Here is a 16,540-nt window from a genome sequence, read left to right as displayed (position 1 = left end):
GGCGTGGCGCTTGATGGTGCCGACCGGCACGCCCTGATAAGGCACGCCCCGCAGCTCGGCCCAAGAAGTGAGCGTGGCCATGAGCCCGCCATAGACATGGGCCGCGTCAGTTGCGGCGTGGCGACGGACCTCCTCGAACCAGATCGTGGCGATCGGTCCCGACAGGCGGTCGATCTCGGTGAGCCAGTTGGTGAAGCGCAGGAAGCGCATCCCGCCCCCATCGAAGCGCCCGGGGCGGAAACTGGCCGTGCCGCTGAGGATCAGCCCGTCCGCGTCGCGGAGCGCCCAGCCGGTAGTGGTGCCGAGATCGAGGGCCAGGATGGGGCGTCCCGGTGCCGAGCCGATGGACTGGATCGACCGGGCATCGGTTGTGGGCATTGCAGCAGTTGAAAGGTTCATGGCGAACATCTCCCGTGTGGTGGATGGAAAGGCAGGGGCAGCAGCACGCGCGCGCGACGCCCCCGGGGGTGGGAGTGGAGAACCCGCCTTGCGGCGTTCTCCCCACCCCCGAAGGGGGTGGCTTTCACCCCCACAACTTGAAACGAGCCGTAAGGGCCTGCAAAACATGAGAAATTCCAAGTTGGGAACGCGCTGCGCGAGTGATGCTTTCCCAACTTGAATCTGCGTATCCCGACGGGCGCCATCGCAGCCATGCGCAGGTAGTTGGGAAAACCCTTCCCAACTTGAATCCGCGTGATCCGCCGAAGCCCTGAGCGAGCCTGCGCAACCAGTTGGGAAGGCGTTTCCCAACTCTCCCAACTTGAATCTGCGCGCTTGTGCGTAGGGCCGATGCGTCATGCCTCGCCCTCCGGATAGACCCAGACAGCGGGGTTCTCGACGGGCAGCGGGGCACCGCTCTGCGGGCATTTGTAGGTGCTGGGCAGGACGGGGATGCCACCGGCGTGGATCTCGCCGGTCTCGGGATCGACAAGCCCGCTGTCGGACGGAAACACCATGCCCTCGACGCAGAGATAGCCGAATTTGGAGGTGGAGCGCGGCAGGCCGAAGGGGCGGCCGTCGCGGACGAACTTGATGTCGCCTTTCGTGGCCAGCACGCTGATGCGGTCGCGGATCGTGTCCTTGCCACCCAGCCCTGCCTGGTTCTCGTATCTCTCGGCGAATTGCAGCGCGGTGTAGAGTTTGCCGCGCCCGGCCTCGTCGAGCAGAAGCTGCAGGATCACATCCCGCTTGCGCATGCGCTCGGCATCGAGCTTCTCGCCGAAATCGCGCCGCACGATGCGTTCACCGGAAGGGTCGAGTTCCACCCAGCAGCCGGCGCGCTTGTCGATCAGCTTCGAAGGCAGCGCCGGTCCATTGCGCAGCTCGATCTCGAGGCGGCGCTCGGGGCGTTCCTCATCCAGGCGATGCAGGATCAGGCCGGAGGTGTAGAACCCGCGCAGCGCGCTGGCACCAGAAAGGGCCAGAAACGGGTCCTCCCGCAGCTGCGTCTTACCGAGCTTGCGCGTGTGGTGAGCCAGGATCACGCCGCAATCGGGGTTGACCGCTTCGCGCAGCGGCTCGATGCGCTCCTGCAGGAAGAACATCATCGCGGCGTTGTCGTTCTCGCCGCCACCGTCCGGCCCGCCATCGAAGATATTGCGGATCGGGTCGATGCAGAGAATGTCGACCGGCGGGTCACCAAAGGCGCCGCGCACCGCCTCGATGACATTCGGCAGGCCGTTGCTGTCCAGCAGGAGCTTGAGCTTCGGCGTGGCCACGAACCCGTCGCGCGCCGCAGCCAGCAGATGCGGCTCCAGCCCGAGGGCCTGCAGACGCTCGCGCAAATAGTGATACTGGATTTCGGCCTGCAGGTAGAACACGCGCAAGGGGCGCGGCGGCGTGAAGCCGAGAAACGACACGCCTGCGGCCATGTGCACGAGCCAGGAAATCAGAAAATCGCTCTTGCCGACCTTGGGCGCCCCGCCCAGCACCAGCAATCCGCCCGGCGTCAGAACTCGCGGGGCGATGATATCGTCGGGCATGGGGCTGGTGTCATCGAGCAGCGCACCAAGCGTGAACGCCTCGACCCTTGGCGCCTGTCGCGCCGCCTGCGCCGGGCCATTGCGCGCGACATGCAGGGCCCAGAGCCGCTCGGTCTCGCGCTTAAGCCGGTCGAGCGGCCAGCTCGGGCGCAGCATGGCTGCATTGTAGCCGCAGATCGCCTCCCAGCCCTCGGGCCCCGACAGGCGCCCCTCATGCACCAGCCGCAGATAGTGGCCGATGGCCGCACTGGCGCCCTGAAACCGGGTCCAGTCATCCTCACCCGCCGCGCGGACGGGGTTGGTGAGGACCGCGTCGATGGAGGGCTTATCGGCGGAAGGTGCCGTGGTCTGCGCGATGCCATCGAGCGGCGGCATGTCCGCCACGGCCTCGGCGAATTCGGCAAGATCAACCTCGTGATTGGCCCGCTCGGCGATGCGGACGATCCGCTGGAAGCCCCCCTTGTGATAGACGCTGCCAGCGACGCGGATAGGCTGATGCGCCGAGCGGAAATGCGTGTCGCCGCCGACCTTGGCGGCAATCTCGCCGCGCAGCCGGCTGACCTCGGCCACATCCGCGCCTTCAACCGGCTCGCTGAGCCGCCACCAGACATGCAGCTTGTCGCGCCCCTCGGGCGTGCGCCCCCCACTTTCGACGACCAGCGTCGGACGGCCCAGATAGTGGCGCAGATGCGCGAGCTTGGCCGCGATGTCGCCGGTATCGAGATCGACGACGATGGTCTGCATCTGCAGCACATCGACTGCGCGCGCCTCACCCTGTGCGGCAACGGTGCCGGGGATCACATAGACAGCGGCACCTTCCCGCCAGGCCCAGTTCGCGAAGGTCGCCATCTTCTCGGGCGCCGTGCCGTCCGCCGGGATCCAGATGTTGTGCGGGCGCCCGTCGAAGCCTTGCCCCTTGTCCACGAAGCCGCGCACCGGGATGAGGCCCTCGCAATAGCCGAAGACCACATCGAGAAACGCAGCGATCTGTGCGGGGTCGGGCTCGACACCGAACGCGTCCGGTGTGGACGCGGCGTCGTTGAAATCCCGCCAGGGATTGAAATGGATGATCGTGTCGTCGCTCATGCCGGCAGGCTCCAGCAGCGCTCGGACCAGGGGCAGAAGCGGCACTCGAAGAAATCGGGGTTACGGGCTATGCGCGGCAGCAACTCGCCGGCATCAGTCGCCTGCAGGATCCGCACGCCGCGATCCGACATGCGCTGCGCAAGGTCGGCGTCGAAGGGCACCAGCTCGTGGTGCAGCTCGGCCGTGTCCTTGTTGATCGCCGTGAAGAGCGCGGGCGCGGCCGAGATGCCCGGCACCGTCCCTTCCATGTAGGCCTGATAGAGCGCGATCTGCGCGGCATATACCGGCTTGGCGACACTCACGCCCCTGGCAACCGTATCGCGCCAGTTCCTGGCGTTCATGGTCTTGCATTCCCACAGCGCCGGGGTGCGCAGGCCCAGCGCCGCCGGGGCATCGGCGATGATCCCGTCAACATGGCCCCGGATGCGCCCGCCGGCGACTTTGAACCCGAACTGCGCGCCGTCGGGGCGATTGCCCTTGCGTGTGTAGAGATCGAGCCCGGCCGCCCGCAGCCAGCGGATGGCGAGATCCTCGAGCTGATGCCCGATCGCAAAGATCCGCAGCGACTGGCCGGTGAAATCCCCTCCCTCGTCCTTGGGCGCGCCCGCGAACTCGAACTGCAGCGCCCGTTCACAGGGATGGCCCAGCCGCGAGCCGCCAAGGTAGTCGCGCTGAGGCGTTTCCGCGCGCTCGGCCTCGAGGGCGGCATCCACGGCCGCATTGATGCGCTCGGCGATGCCGGAGCGATGGTTGTAATCCAGCGTCAAAACGGCACCTCCGGTGTCTGTAACCGAGCGATGTCGGACATGGCCTCGCGGAAGCCCTCGACGGCTTCCTCGATCAGTGCGCGCACCTGCGCCTCGGTCAGATCGCCCAGCGCTGTCTGCCAGCCGATCTCGTCCATCAGCAGCGCGATCCGCTTCATGGTCGCGGTGACGGCGGCGCGCTCTTCCTCGGTGAGATCAACCATGCCGACACACCTGCGCACCGAGCGCGTCCACCAGCTCTGGCAAGCCATCGAGCAGAACCAGACCGAGGATCGGGGCCGCCTCGATGGCACCGGATCGCGCCAGCCAAATCCACGCGGGAGTTGCCCACAGAAAGCACAGAGCGTGCCACGCGGATGCCAGAGCCGATGCCGGTCCGCGGCGGAAAGTCGGGATGATGACACCATGGCTCATGCCGCCCTCCCGATTGCATCGGTGACCGCACCCTCGGCCCCGAACACTAGCGCGCGGATCGCTGCACGGTTGAAGCGGAAGGACAGCAGCGCCGAGGCCTGATAGCGCGTGAGCCCGAAATCCTGCCGATACTCGGCCGGCAGCCAGGCGAGCTGCTTGTCCGTGGGCGGCTGGTTCAGCCAGCGACGGGTCTTGTGGGCGCTCTCGTCGCTCTCATGTTCATTGAGCCAGTCATCGGCCGCGGCCAGACAGATAGTGCGTTCGCCCACCGCCAGAAGCCTTGGGTGTTCGCGCGGCAAGCCCCCGACCCCGTACCAGCGGCCATTGAGAAAGAAGACGCCGCCCCAGGCGCTGAACCCATTGGCAATCAGCGCGCCATCGTCGCCGAAGAGGTCTACCCAGCGGAAGCTGGACCGCTTCAGCAGATCGATCTCGGACATCACGAAGGCGCCCAGCGGCTCGGCCCCGGCATCCTCGTCGCGCTCCCAGAGATGGCCGCAGAGCGGGCATTCCATGGTGGCGATCGGCACCTCGGCACCGCAGTCGGGACATTCCTTGCTGGGCGCCTCGCCGGACGCTTCCCGCCCGTCGAGATCGACATCCTGCTCCAGCGCCCCGTGCATCAGCGTCGATGTGCCGAAATCGAGGACGATGCAGTCGCTCTTGATCACGCCAGGATGCTCGGCCGGGTCCACGGTGCGCAGCCCGCGCCCGATCATCTGGATCATGGTCGACTTGTAGGAGCTGGGGCGCAGCAGCACGACGCAGGAGGTGGGCGGATGGTCCCAGCCCTCGGTCAGCACCGCGACATTGACGACGACCCTCAGCTCGCCCGCTGCATAGGCACTGAGCGTTGCGCGCCGTTCCGCAGCCCCCATGTCACCGTGGACCAGCCCGGAGGGCGCCCCGGCCGCCGCGAAGGCCGCAGCCACGTTGCGCGCGTGATCGACGGTCGAGCAGAACACCACGGTCTGGCGATCACCCGCCTTCTCCTGCCAGTGGCGAATGACGGCATCGGTCACGGGCGCGCGGTTCATGATCGCATCCACCGCGTCCATGTCGAAATCGTCCACGGTCTTGCGGACCTGCCCCAGCTGGTGCTGCACGCCGACATCAATGACGAAGGTGCGCGGCGGAACCAGGTGCCCGGATGCGATCAACTCGCCGATCCTGATCTGGTCAGCGACATTAGAGAAGACCGGGCGCAGCCCCTTGCGATCACCCCGGTTGGGCGTGACCGTCACGCCGTAGATCCGGCAATCCGGGTTGCGGTCGCGCGCGCGGTCGATGATCCGGCGATAACTTTCCGCCGCTGCATGGTGGGCCTCGTCGATCACCAGCAGATCGAGCGTGGGCAGCGCTTCCAGATTGCCGCTGCGCGCCAGCGTGGGCACCATCGCGAAGGTGACCTGGCCGTTCCAGGCCTTCTCGCGGGCGTCCACCACCGAGGTCGAGATATCCGGGTTGACCCGCACGAACTTGGAGCGGTTCTGGCTGGTCAGCTCGTCACGATGCGCCAGCACGCAGGCCTTTGCATCGGTGCCGCCGACTGCGCGGCCTGCGACCGCGGACAGCATGATGGTCTTGCCGGCACCGGTCGGCGCGACGCCGAGCGCGTTGCCGTGGGTGTGGAGCGCAGACAGGCTGCGCTCGACGAACTGTTTCTGGCGGGGGCGAAGCAGCATGACCGCACCCCCCTCACTGCGCCCAGGACGGGCGCCCTGGGGCGCCGGTCGGGGCTTGCGGTGCGGCCGAGGGCTGCGCGGGCGCTGTGGGCGCCTGGCGCGGTGCCGCCCCCATCAGGCCTGCATAGTCCTTGTGGTCGGGGGTGATGGCACCGCGGATCTCGTTCTTGTCGTCACCGTTGGTGTCGGAGCCGATATCGATCCGGGCGACAAACTCGATACCGTCGAGATCACCGAAGCCGTTGATGCGCCGCGCCGCCTGCGCTTCGGGCGAGTTGTCCTTGTCCGAGATGCCGCGTGCGGAGTTGAGGATGCCACGAACCAGGCTGCGCCCCATGTTGGCCCAGTTGGGCCCGTTCGGGCTGTAAAGCCCGATCAGGCTGAACACCTTGCGCCGGGCATAGGGCCCTTCCAGCACGGTGAACTCGCCCGAGAGATAGACGGAGCCAGTGCTGCCGCGCGTGGCGTAGCCCCCGGTCCAGCCCTGTGCGGGATCGTCGAAGCCCCCAGGGCGGATGGTCAGGCGCACCTTCGCCAGCGTGCCCTTGGGGATGAGGTTGGCGTTGTTCTTGGCGTCGTTGAAGTCGTTCCATGAACCGGACATTGCGATGGTCCTTTCTGATCTGTTCAATTGTCGGATTGGGCGGGCGCGGCCTCGGGCCGCGTGAAGCTCAGGCGCTCGGATGCAGGCGGTGCGGGCTGGCGGATCTTCTCCATCAGCCGCCCGAGATGCGGCTCCTCGAGCTGCGCAAGACGCCCCGAGCGATCCTTGGCCGGGTAGCCCCATGGGTTCAGTGTCTGGCAGATGAAGGCCCGGTAGGGCGCACCACCTTCATCGGCGAGCTCGGCCATCGTGATGACCTCATCGACGATCCCTGGTAGTTCGAGGCCGGTCTTGGAGCCGTCGATCTGCGGCGCGAAATACCGCCGGTTGAAGTCATCGAGCTTCTCGTCGAGGATCCCAACCAGCCAGACATTCCGGGCCCGCGTGTGCTGAAGATGCGTGAGCCAGGCGATCATCTCGCGGCCGTGCAGGCCATAGGCGCCCCTGACATCGGACTTGCCGGTCTTTTCCGAGACCGCCTCGGGCTGGCCCTTGCACCACTGAAAGCACAGCCGTCCCGCCACGGTGATGGAGTCGACGAAGATGGTCTGGTAACGCTCCAGCGCCGCCGGATCGCCGAATTTGGCGCAGACCGCCTCGTAATGCGCCGGGCTGTAGGTCTGCTCGTCCCGCAGCGCGGGGTTGGGCCCGCCGATGAAGACCGCGAAGTCGCGGCACTCGGCCCAGGTGCGCGGCCGGATCGTATCGCCCGGCCAGCCCTCGATCGCGAGATCGCCCGCCTCCAGGTCCATGAAAAGCGTGGACTGCGGATCGAGCGTCCACAGCAACGTCGTCTTGCCGATACCCGATTTGCCGAAGATGCAGCCCTTGATGCCGCGGGGTTCCGCGAGGCGCGCATCGGCGCTGATGATGGGGAGGGTCATGCCGGCGCCTCCCCGTCGAGGACGAGCCGGAAGGTCGGTTTGCCGGTGCGCACCGTGCGCGCGCTCTCGAACGCGCTGCGGATGGCCGGGGGCCAGGCGGTGTATTTGCGCTCTGGGACCTTCAGGATGACATCGACATAGGCCTGCGGGTCATCACCCTCGGCGCGGATCCGGTCCACCAGCTCGGCAAGTCGGTCCTGATCCCAGTCGACCCGCTTCGGGAGGTCGGAAACCACGGTGACCGCGCCATCGGCGAAGCGCACGGTCCCGGTATCTTTCCCGGCGTCATGCCGTGCCTGCGCCGCGCGATCGCCGTACTTCAGAGCGATGGCGCCATCGAGCCAGTCGCGCAGGCTTTTCGCCGAGCGCAGCGCGTCCTTTGCTTCACTCTGCAGCCGCGCAAGCTCCTCCGCCGGCAGCGACGCGATCTCGCCAACAGCCATGTGCCGCAGCGCATCGAGCGTGATGATGTTGGGAATATTCATGATCACCTCCCTCACGCCGCAGGCTTGGGGGTGGTGTCGGCGGTGCTGGCGCGCAGCTGTGTGCGCTCGTAGGTCTCGACGTCTTCAAGCCGGTAAACGACCCGGCCGCCAATCTTGATGAAAGCGGGCCCATCGCCCGTCCAGCGCCAACGCTCCAGCGTGCGCGGGCTGATCTTCCATCGAGCCGCAAGCTCGACCTGGTTGAGGTGTGTGACTGACATGTAGGAACTCCGTTGAATTGCCTCTCCTACCCGACCGCGCTCAAGCGCCCGGATATGCGCACAATTTCAACGCTTTGCGCTCGTTTTTATATGATCAGCCACGTAGTTTCTTGTGACATCCCGACATGAAAAAAGCCCCGAAAAACGGGGCTTCGCTGGGCAAGTCGTGACATCGCGCGCGCCGACGTGTGACGTCGGCTGATTATTCCGGTGACGCAGACGGATTCGGGAGCTGGATGTCACCGAGGGAGATTTCCCGGCAGCCCGGGTTGATGCGGTAGCCTGCGCGTTCCTTGGTTTCGATGAAACTGTTCTGGTCGAGTGGGATCCCGAGCATCACCGCCAGCGGGTCGAGCGAATCCCGCAACCTGCGCAGTTGCTGGCGCATCGACTGCTCGGATACGCCGATTTCGTCCGCGACATCGTGAGGTGGCATGAACGGGATCTCCGAGCGCGTTCGCTTGGCGTTCCGGAAATTCTCGATCAGCGCGCTCACGAAGCGGTAGTTCGCACCTTCAAGACGGTGCCCACCGTGAAAAAGCACCTGCTCGGCATCGTGATCCACCGCGAACTCGAGGATGGGAGTACTGAGCCGGTCGACGAAATCGGTGGTCTGCTGATCATAGCCGGACTTCGGTGCGATCTCGACGTGGTCGCGAGTGAAGCAGGTCGCCAGAAGCGAACCAGCCGGAACCTCGCCCCGGAAAAGCGGGCCAGCATGTTCGCTCCCGGCCCGGGCGATGACGTCTTCCACGGATCGCGCGTGCCGCTGGAACAGATCGAAAAGATGTGCGCTTGCCTCATCGGCTGACAGATCCGGGAAGTGGTCAAGCGCCGAGACAATTTCCGGAAGGTCGACAAGGAACCGGTCCTTCGTTATCGAGCCGACCTTCCTGAAGAAGGACACGTAGTGCATCGCCATTCGAAGGCTGTCATCAGCACTTCGGTCGCTCAGGAGTAAATCCTTCTTGTATTGGTCCGCGGGATCATGATCGGCCAAGCCCGCAGCCAAGACAGCGAACCTTCGATCGATGCATTGAGAACATATTCCGCAGTGCGTGTGCCTTCTCGTCCGGCTGTGCGTGCGGGTGCAGCTCACCGTGGACCCGATCATGTCAGCCATGCCGGCGGCTGCGATCGTCTCGGTAACCTCCTTCTTGGTGAGCCACTGCAGCGGGGTTCGGATCTCTATCTGGCGGTCGAGGAGGGTCGAGAACAAGTCCTCTAGGCCACGGAGTACCTTGGGATGCGTGGTGCGCGTGGCTCGGCCACCGACCACGTCCCCCGCCAGCGGCGGGTTGATGCTGACAACCCCGTTCTCGTAGAAGCTGAAGCAATCCTTCCCGGACATCCGCGCCACGACCAGCCCGATGCACGCGAAGAGAAATGATCGGGTTCTCTGGGTGTACTCGGCCGGCTTGATGTCCGTGTTCGATACCCACACCGGGACGTAAGACAGCCGCCGCCCGTATCCGCGCTGCTTCAATGCGTCGACCAGGGTCGCCTGGACATTCTGGACTTTCGGCACCGACCAGTGGCCAACCAAGGTGACAGACTTGCCCAGCGTGACGATGTCGTTGACCGCGCCAGCAAAGGAATCGACGCCGCCCGAGAACAGCGCCACCTCGTCGTTCTCCTGGAAGGCATCGAGGAGTTCATGGAAGTAGGGATCGCGCGGCTGAACCGGCGCTTCCGCCTTGCGGAACCGGAATGTGTAGCTGTCGTCGGAAAGAAAGCCGAGCGTATCGACCAGCAGTTGCTGCACCTCTTCCCTAGTCCAGACCTCGGGATGGCGTACGGGGATCGAGAAGGTCAGGCTGCGGCACCAATCCTTCCCGTAATCCATGAGCATCTCAGTCCCGCGCTTGATGCGCTGATCGGCACAGTAGACGTAAGCCGCGATCTCCAAGAGATCGATCAGAAGGTCAGGGATATTCCCGACCATCGAGCGGCTGATGGATTCGATCCTAAGGTTGACGTCCTTGCCGGGCTCGCTCACGCTCATCGCGAGAGCGCCCTCTTCGGATGCCTGCCGTACGCCACATTCAACCAGGCACCGTTTCATTTTGGCCCCCTTCTGTTCTTCAGCTCGATACTGATCTTTTCGACGGCATAGGCCGAGAATTTAACTGCATCATTCCTCGATATGTCCTTGCCGTCCCGGTACTGATTCTTGCCGAGCCAGTCCCTGGCGAAGGCACGCATGATCAGCGCGGCTTCCATGCAATGGCGGCGTATCGCCGAATCGTATGTGGCAAGATCATGGACCGACGACACAACGCGATCGGCGCCGACGAGCTCGTGCAGGTTCCGATCGACGTAGTAGTGGATGACGCGTTCCACGGTATTTGCATGAAAGTGGTGCGCCAAAGCACCGAACTTCTCCGGTGACCTCAGTGCCGCCACCGAAGCCTGCACATCATCCGCCGTCGGGGGCCACATCGGCATCCCGGCTCGCACAGCATCCCCGAGCGCGGTGAGGGCCGCCTGACGGGCGATCTCGCCAAGGTCAGTGGCATCCCGATGTTCGCGCCGCTGCACGCGCTCGAGCACATTGTCGACGGCAACCATCAGCTCCGCCACTGAAGTCGGCCGTTGCGCGCCCATGCCGGTCTCGGCGAGAGCCGTTCCGAAATCCTTCGACGCGGCGGCTTGCGGCAACCGTATGAGCAACCACAGCGCCTCCACGAAGACAGGGTCCTTCAGCGCACGCTTCAGCGCATCCCGGCCCACTTCGGTGACCTGTTCCACCAAAGGTGCCGTGGGCGTACCGCCCTTCACCAGATACCTGACGATGTCCGGCAGGTATCGGTGGGTGGGCAGTTTGCCGAGGCGCTGGTGTCCCATAGCGCCAGCGGTTCAGAGGGTGCGCCTGCACCGAATCCGGTGCGGACTGTGGGAATGTACGCTCGACAAACCAAGGAACCTTCCGTAAGAAAAACGACAAAGAAAGGATTTTACGCCATCCTTTCTCAATCAGTCTGCCAAGGAAAGGACTCTTTTTCAACCATGGCGTTAGCAGCGGAACCATCGCGCCTGGGCCGCCTCGTAGCGATCTCGACGGCGGGGGAGCGCGCAGAGGCGTTCGTGCCTCCACCCTTGCCGCCGTCTCCGCCGGTCAGGATGGAACGGCTCTACCGTCACCTAGAGCGCGCAAACCGTGCGATCGGCCGGCTCGATGGCGTGACCTCCATCCTGCCTGACACGCCGCTTTTCCTTTACATGTACGTTCGCAAGGAAGCGTTGCTGTCGTCACAGATCGAGGGCACACAGTCGTCGCTTTCCGACCTGCTGCTGTTCGAGAGCGAGAAAGCCCCAGGCGTCCCGCTCGACGACGTGCAGGAGGTTTCCAACTACGTCGCCGCCATGAACCATGGCCTCGACAGGATCCGCGAAGGCTTTCCGCTTTCCCTGCGCCTGATCCGGGAGATCCACGCCATCCTTCTTGAAAAGGGACGCGGGAGCACGAAGCAGCCGGGAGAGTTCCGGCGTTCTCAGAACTGGATCGGCGGAACGCGACCAGGCAATGCGCTCTTCGTCCCGCCGCCTCCCGAGAACGTCCTCGACCTCATGTCGGACCTGGAGGCGTTCATCCATACCGACACGCCAGAAATGCCGACCCTCATCAAGGCCGGGCTGGTCCATGTGCAGTTCGAGAGCATTCATCCGTTTCTCGACGGAAACGGCCGTCTCGGCCGCCTGCTGATCACCTTCCTTCTCTGCACGCAGGGCATCCTGAAGGAGCCGATCCTTTATCTCAGCCTCTACTTCAAGACGCATCGCCGCCAGTACTACGACCTGCTGCAGCAGGTCCGTGAGAATGGCGACTGGGAGACATGGCTTGAGTTCTTCCTCGACGGGATCGCCGAGACATCTCTGCAGGCATCCGAGGCGGCGCGCGAGATCCTCGCGCTGTTCGAAGCCGATCGGCATCGGATCGAGGATCTCGGGCGCCCGGCCGCGTCCGCCCTCCGGGTCCACCAGCTGCTTCAGCAGAAGCCGATCATCGGCATCCCTGCAGCGGCGCAGCGGCTGAGCATCTCGCCTCCCACTATCGCCAAGTCCATCCAGCACCTGGAGGATCTTGGCATCGTGCAGGAGGTCACCGGGAAGCAGCGCGGCCGGATGTATGTGTACAGCGACTACCTGAGTATCCTGAGCCGAGGGACGGAGCCCCTTTGACAAACCGAATCAACAGATTTCCGAATTTGGCGGAGTTGGTGAAAAGTGAAAATTGCAACGCCCGAGCCAAGGAGAGATATGATGCATAACGGCGCGAGACAACTACCGATACGACACCTCTCGGTTCGGGTTCCGTGGCACGACACGGGCTGGACTGGGACAGTTTGCAGCGCGCCCTCCAAGAATAGCTGGTGTATGATGCTCAGACGGATTCGTGAGGAAAGGAATGCTGCTGCCGAGGAAGACGTTGCCGGCAGCGCCTGGTCCGATCTTAGCGAGGCCGAACTTCCGGCATGTCTGACGGAGCGCGGAGCAGCTCTGAACGCGAAGGGCTACACCCTTCGTAGCCGTCATCCGTTCGCCGCCTCTTCGGCGGCGACCCACGGTCATTTTGCCGAGAACGAGTTTCGCCTGCCTCCGTACAGCGTGCAGACCATCCCCTTTCGTTGGACTCGTAAGGACGACGCCCAAGCCATCGCCGATGAACTCGCGCTGGCCTTCGACCTTTCGCACGAGCCGCAGCTGGCATTCAACACGGTCTGGGTCAACGACTTCGTCAACCAGCAGATTATGCTGGATACATTCTTCAGCGCGCTGGCACCCGAAAAGTCGCTCGTGTTTCTATATGCCAAACGTACACCATTGACCGATGACCCCCGCCGAGTGCTGGTCGGTGTCGGGCGCATCACATCGGTTGGACCTGCCCAAGAGCATGCATACAGCGAGGATGCGACCGGAAAGCTACGCGGCCTCATGTGGGAGCGAGCAGTTTCTCATTCGATCCGTCCCGACGGCTTTGAGGGCTTCGTGCTTCCTTACCAGGAACTCATAGCTTTGGCAGAACGCGACGGGACTATCGACCCATCAGAATTCGTCGCCTTCGCTCCTGACGAAGGCTTCGAGGCGTTCAGCAACGTTGCCGAACACGTCAACCACGACCTCGCCATTGCAAGCCTACTTTCGCTGGCTGACAAGGTGCGCGTAATCGCAAAGCACATCCCCGGCGCATGGGATCGTCACCTTGAATGGATCTCCGAACGCCTTTCCGAACTGTGGCAGCTACGCGGCGCGTTTCCGGGACTCAGCAGCGCGCTACACGCGTTCGAGATCCGTTACGGCACTCTGCTCGCGATAGACCTCGCGCAGCGATACTGCGTCGACGGCCTATGGACGGAAGATCCGTGGGCGCTCGTATTTCGCGCTTTCGAGGATCCAACCGGGGTTCTGTCTCCTCAGGTCGCCTCCCAAGTACAGTCGTTCGACGGGAAACGGCTCGCCGCTCTGCCAAGCGAGCGGTTAGAGCTCTTGAAGCTCTTGTCCCGCTTCAACCTGACGATCGAACAGGCGACTCGCTTCTTCAACACCGAGGGCAGAGAGTCTCTCACCGATGAGGAAATCCTCCGTAACCCTTACCGGCTTTTCGAAACCGACAGACATAGGCTCGAGGCAGTAACGATCGGAACCATTGACCGCGGCATGTTCCCCGACGAGTCGGTGCGCGAAACATTCCCTTTGCCGGAGATCAGCCGACTCGAGAGCGATCAGGATCCGAGGAGAGTTAGAGCGCTTGCGGTTCACATGCTCGCCGATGCAGAGGCGAAGGGCCATACTTTGCTGCCTGTCGACGAGGTGCTGGAGGGGATCCGAGAGCTCGAACTCGATCCGCCTTGCCGGCCAAGCAAGGACTTGTTGCCGCTGTTGGGTCCAGTCATGGCACCAGAGATCGTCGATGCGGCGCTTTCAGACGGAACCCGCGCCTGGCAATTCGGGCAACGACAGAAGATTGACGACCTACTGCGCCAGCAAGTGAGCCGACGCAGGAAAGGCCGGCGACATGAGACGGACCGCGCGTGGCGAGACCTTGTCAATCAGTCGCTTGGCGACATGCCCGACGCCCACGATGAGGCTGTGGTAGAAGAGCTCGCGCGGACGGAGAAAGCGGCTGCGCTCAAAGAACTCTTTTCGGCGCGTTTTTCGCTGCTGCTTGGACCCGCCGGGACGGGGAAGACTCGGCTACTCCAGATGCTTTGCGATCTGCCGGAGGTGCGCGGTGATGGAATCCTGCTCCTCGCACCGACAGGCAAAGCACGAGTTCAGATGCAAAGGAACATTGAAGGACTGAAGGCTCTGACCATCGCGCAGTTCCTGCTGCCCGATCGCTTCGACCCGGAGACGCAGCAGTATCGCCTCTCGAGCGCTCAAAAAGTCGAGGGCGCCGGGACCGTGATCATCGACGAAGCTTCGATGGTCACGGAGGACATGCTTGCCGCAGTGTTCGATGCGCTCAAAGGGCCGAAGCGGGTTATCCTTGTAGGGGACCACAGACAGCTCCCACCGATCGGCGCCGGTCGGCCGCTGGTGGATCTAGCGAGGGAACTGCGACCATGGGAAAACGACAGAGAGCCACCGTTCCCTCGAGTGGGGCCGGGCTACACCGAGCTGACAGTGCATCGCCGACAGACCGGCAATGGTAACGCGGGTCGCGACGACCTGCTCTTGGCTTCGTGGTTCACCGATGAGTCGCCAGATCCTGGAGCCGACGAAATCTGGGCGCGCATAGCCCTCGGCGAAACTGATGGCCATGTCGAAGTTCGCCGGTGGCAGACGGGTGAAGATCTGAAGGACCAGCTCTTGGAAGCGCTCGTTCAAAACATCCCAGAGATCGAAACCGACGAAGATGAACGAGGCTTCGGGGTCTCTCTGGGAGGTGTCGGCAATGACAACGGTGTATTCTTCAACGCCGCTAGGGCCGACAGGAACCGGCCCGGCGCCGCAGAGCGCTGCGAGAGCTGGCAATTGCTGACGCCTATTCGCGGTAAGGAACACGGGGTCGAAGAACTTAACCGTTTCTTGCACGAGCGTTTCCGGAGGCAAGCGCTGCGCTTTGCTGAAGGGCGTCGGCCAAGAACTCCACGCCCTAATGGCGCAGAGCGGATTATCTATGGCGACAAGGTGATGTCGACCACTAATGCCCTGAGAGGCACACTTGGCCGTGACAGGGCGTTGGTATCCAACGGAGAAATCGGAATTGTCGTAGGTGAGGCGCGATTCGGGAACCGTTGGAATGGGCGAACGCCAGAGCGTCTAGACGTGGAATTTGGGACGCAGCCAGGAAGGACCTTCGTTTATTGGCCGGGAGATTTCGGAGACGATGGCACGGTGGCCCTCGAACTCGCCTACGCACTGACCGTTCACAAGAGCCAAGGCAGCCAGTTCGACCGGGTGTTCGTCGTGATCCCGCAGCCCTGCTTCATCTTGAGCAGGGAGTTGATTTATACCGCACTTACCCGCCAAGTCGACGGCGTCGTCCTGTTCGTGCAGGGACAACCCTCGGACCTCAGAACATACACATCCTCCAAGTATTCGGAGGTCGCGCGGCGCTACACCAACCTCTTTGCTGCACCGGACATGATGGCCGATCCGAGTGGGGCGTTCCTTGAACGTGGCCTGGTTCATCGCACGGCAAGAGGCGAACTTGTTCGTTCGATCTCAGAGGTTGTGGTGGCTGACGCACTCTACACGGAGGGCATAGACTATCAGTACGAGAAAGCACTTCGCTGTGCCGACGGGATCGAGCGTTATCCTGACTTTACGGCGGAAGACCCCGCAACAGGCGTAACGGTCTATTGGGAGCATCTAGGGATGTTGTCGGACCCGACCTACGTGAGCAGATGGGAGAAGAAGCTCAATTGGTACACGGAGGCGTTGGGGCTCGAGCCGAACGGTCTCGAGAACGATAAAGGCGAACGCCTTGTGACTTCAGAAAACCGCCTAGACGGCGCCATCGACTCTGCGAAGATCAGGCAACAGGTGCGTGACGTATTCGATCTGTGAGCTCTCACTGAGTATAACACAAGTGAAAGCGCTTGATCGCCGGCAGCGTTTTGCGAAGCAATATGAAGGCCTTCGGCCCCTCTTGCTTCCACAGTGCTTCCACGGGTGTTGGGCGGCAAAAGGGTCCCCGCGAGGGCGGAGCTTAAGTATTTGATAATATTGTATATTTTGGTTGCGGGGACAGGATTTGAACCTGTGACCTTCAGGTTATGAGCCTATCCAGCCGGATTTTCACGAATTGAATCAATTCAGTAGCTTAGGTGTTCCATCCCAGATGATCACATTTCTCCTCGGCGATCTGCCCTTTTCATGGCAAGATCGGTTCTGAGGGATATTCGGGACGGGGCGCGGACATGCTGATCCATCTTCACAGCCAGGCAACGACAACGCCCAAGG

General features: G+C 63.3%; 14 protein-coding genes. 2 read left to right on the top strand and 12 right to left on the bottom strand.

Annotation, left to right across the window (positions count from 1 at the left end; genetic code table 11):
* The 12 genes from ENN83_RS05995 to ENN83_RS05940 all read right to left on the bottom strand — a co-directional run.
* On the bottom strand, positions 1–378 hold a 378-nt coding region (locus ENN83_RS05995), incomplete at its 3' end, for a hypothetical protein (RefSeq protein WP_287185204.1).
* Between the two features lie 416 nt (positions 379–794).
* Positions 795–3,068: an AAA family ATPase gene (locus ENN83_RS05990; RefSeq protein ID WP_287185201.1), complete on the bottom strand. Its 2,274-nt coding sequence runs from the start codon at positions 3,066–3,068 to the stop codon at positions 795–797.
* Positions 3,065–3,835: a PD-(D/E)XK nuclease family protein gene (locus tag ENN83_RS05985; RefSeq protein ID WP_287185199.1), complete on the bottom strand. Its 771-nt coding sequence runs from the start codon at positions 3,833–3,835 to the stop codon at positions 3,065–3,067. Before ENN83_RS05985 ends, ENN83_RS05990 begins: the two co-directional genes overlap by 4 nt.
* A complete protein-coding gene (locus ENN83_RS05980; RefSeq protein WP_287185198.1) occupies positions 3,832–4,038 on the bottom strand; it encodes a DUF6511 domain-containing protein in 207 nt (68 codons plus the stop codon). Before ENN83_RS05980 ends, ENN83_RS05985 begins: the two co-directional genes overlap by 4 nt.
* On the bottom strand, positions 4,031–4,249 hold the full coding sequence (locus tag ENN83_RS05975) for a hypothetical protein (RefSeq protein WP_287185196.1): 219 nt from the start codon (positions 4,247–4,249) through the stop codon (positions 4,031–4,033). Before ENN83_RS05975 ends, ENN83_RS05980 begins: the two co-directional genes overlap by 8 nt.
* Positions 4,246–5,934: a DEAD/DEAH box helicase gene (locus tag ENN83_RS05970; RefSeq protein ID WP_287185194.1), complete on the bottom strand. Its 1,689-nt coding sequence runs from the start codon at positions 5,932–5,934 to the stop codon at positions 4,246–4,248. Before ENN83_RS05970 ends, ENN83_RS05975 begins: the two co-directional genes overlap by 4 nt.
* A gap of 13 nt (positions 5,935–5,947) precedes the next feature.
* Positions 5,948–6,538, bottom strand: a complete 591-nt coding sequence (locus ENN83_RS05965) for a hypothetical protein (protein WP_287185191.1) — start codon at positions 6,536–6,538, stop codon at positions 5,948–5,950.
* Positions 6,539–6,561: 23 nt separating this feature from the next.
* On the bottom strand, positions 6,562–7,422 hold the full coding sequence (locus ENN83_RS05960; protein ID WP_287185188.1) for an ATP-binding protein: 861 nt from the start codon (positions 7,420–7,422) through the stop codon (positions 6,562–6,564).
* Positions 7,419–7,907 carry a hypothetical protein gene (locus ENN83_RS05955; protein ID WP_287185185.1) on the bottom strand — a complete coding sequence of 163 codons (489 nt, stop codon included), beginning with the start codon at positions 7,905–7,907 and terminating at the stop codon, positions 7,419–7,421. The genes ENN83_RS05960 and ENN83_RS05955 overlap by 4 nt, the downstream gene beginning before the upstream one ends.
* A gap of 11 nt (positions 7,908–7,918) precedes the next feature.
* Entirely contained in the window at positions 7,919–8,128 is a 210-nt protein-coding gene (locus tag ENN83_RS05950) for a helix-turn-helix transcriptional regulator (protein WP_115395254.1), read from the bottom strand.
* Positions 8,129–8,330: 202 nt separating this feature from the next.
* Complete coding sequence (locus ENN83_RS05945) at positions 8,331–10,133, bottom strand: 7-cyano-7-deazaguanine synthase (RefSeq protein WP_287185181.1); 1,803 nt, start codon at positions 10,131–10,133, stop codon at positions 8,331–8,333.
* A gap of 56 nt (positions 10,134–10,189) precedes the next feature.
* Positions 10,190–10,975, bottom strand: a complete 786-nt coding sequence (locus ENN83_RS05940; RefSeq protein ID WP_287185178.1) for a hypothetical protein — start codon at positions 10,973–10,975, stop codon at positions 10,190–10,192.
* Positions 10,976–11,251: 276 nt separating this feature from the next.
* Here ENN83_RS05940 and ENN83_RS05935 point away from each other — a divergent pair, with 276 nt between their 5' ends.
* Together ENN83_RS05935 and ENN83_RS05930 are read left to right on the top strand one after the other, a co-directional pair.
* The gene (locus tag ENN83_RS05935) at positions 11,252–12,310 is read left to right on the top strand and encodes a Fic family protein (RefSeq protein ID WP_287185175.1); all 1,059 of its coding nucleotides are present in this window, start codon (positions 11,252–11,254) and stop codon (positions 12,308–12,310) included.
* 195 nt (positions 12,311–12,505) lie between these two features.
* The gene (locus ENN83_RS05930) at positions 12,506–16,144 is read left to right on the top strand and encodes an AAA family ATPase (protein ID WP_287185173.1); all 3,639 of its coding nucleotides are present in this window, start codon (positions 12,506–12,508) and stop codon (positions 16,142–16,144) included.
* Positions 16,145–16,540: the final 396 nt, after the last annotated feature.

Source organism: Rhodovulum sp., from assembly GCF_011048875.1.
GTDB classification, from domain to species: Bacteria; Pseudomonadota; Alphaproteobacteria; order Rhodobacterales; family Rhodobacteraceae; genus Rhodovulum; species Rhodovulum tesquicola.
This window is presented reverse-complemented; position numbering and strand designations above follow the sequence as displayed.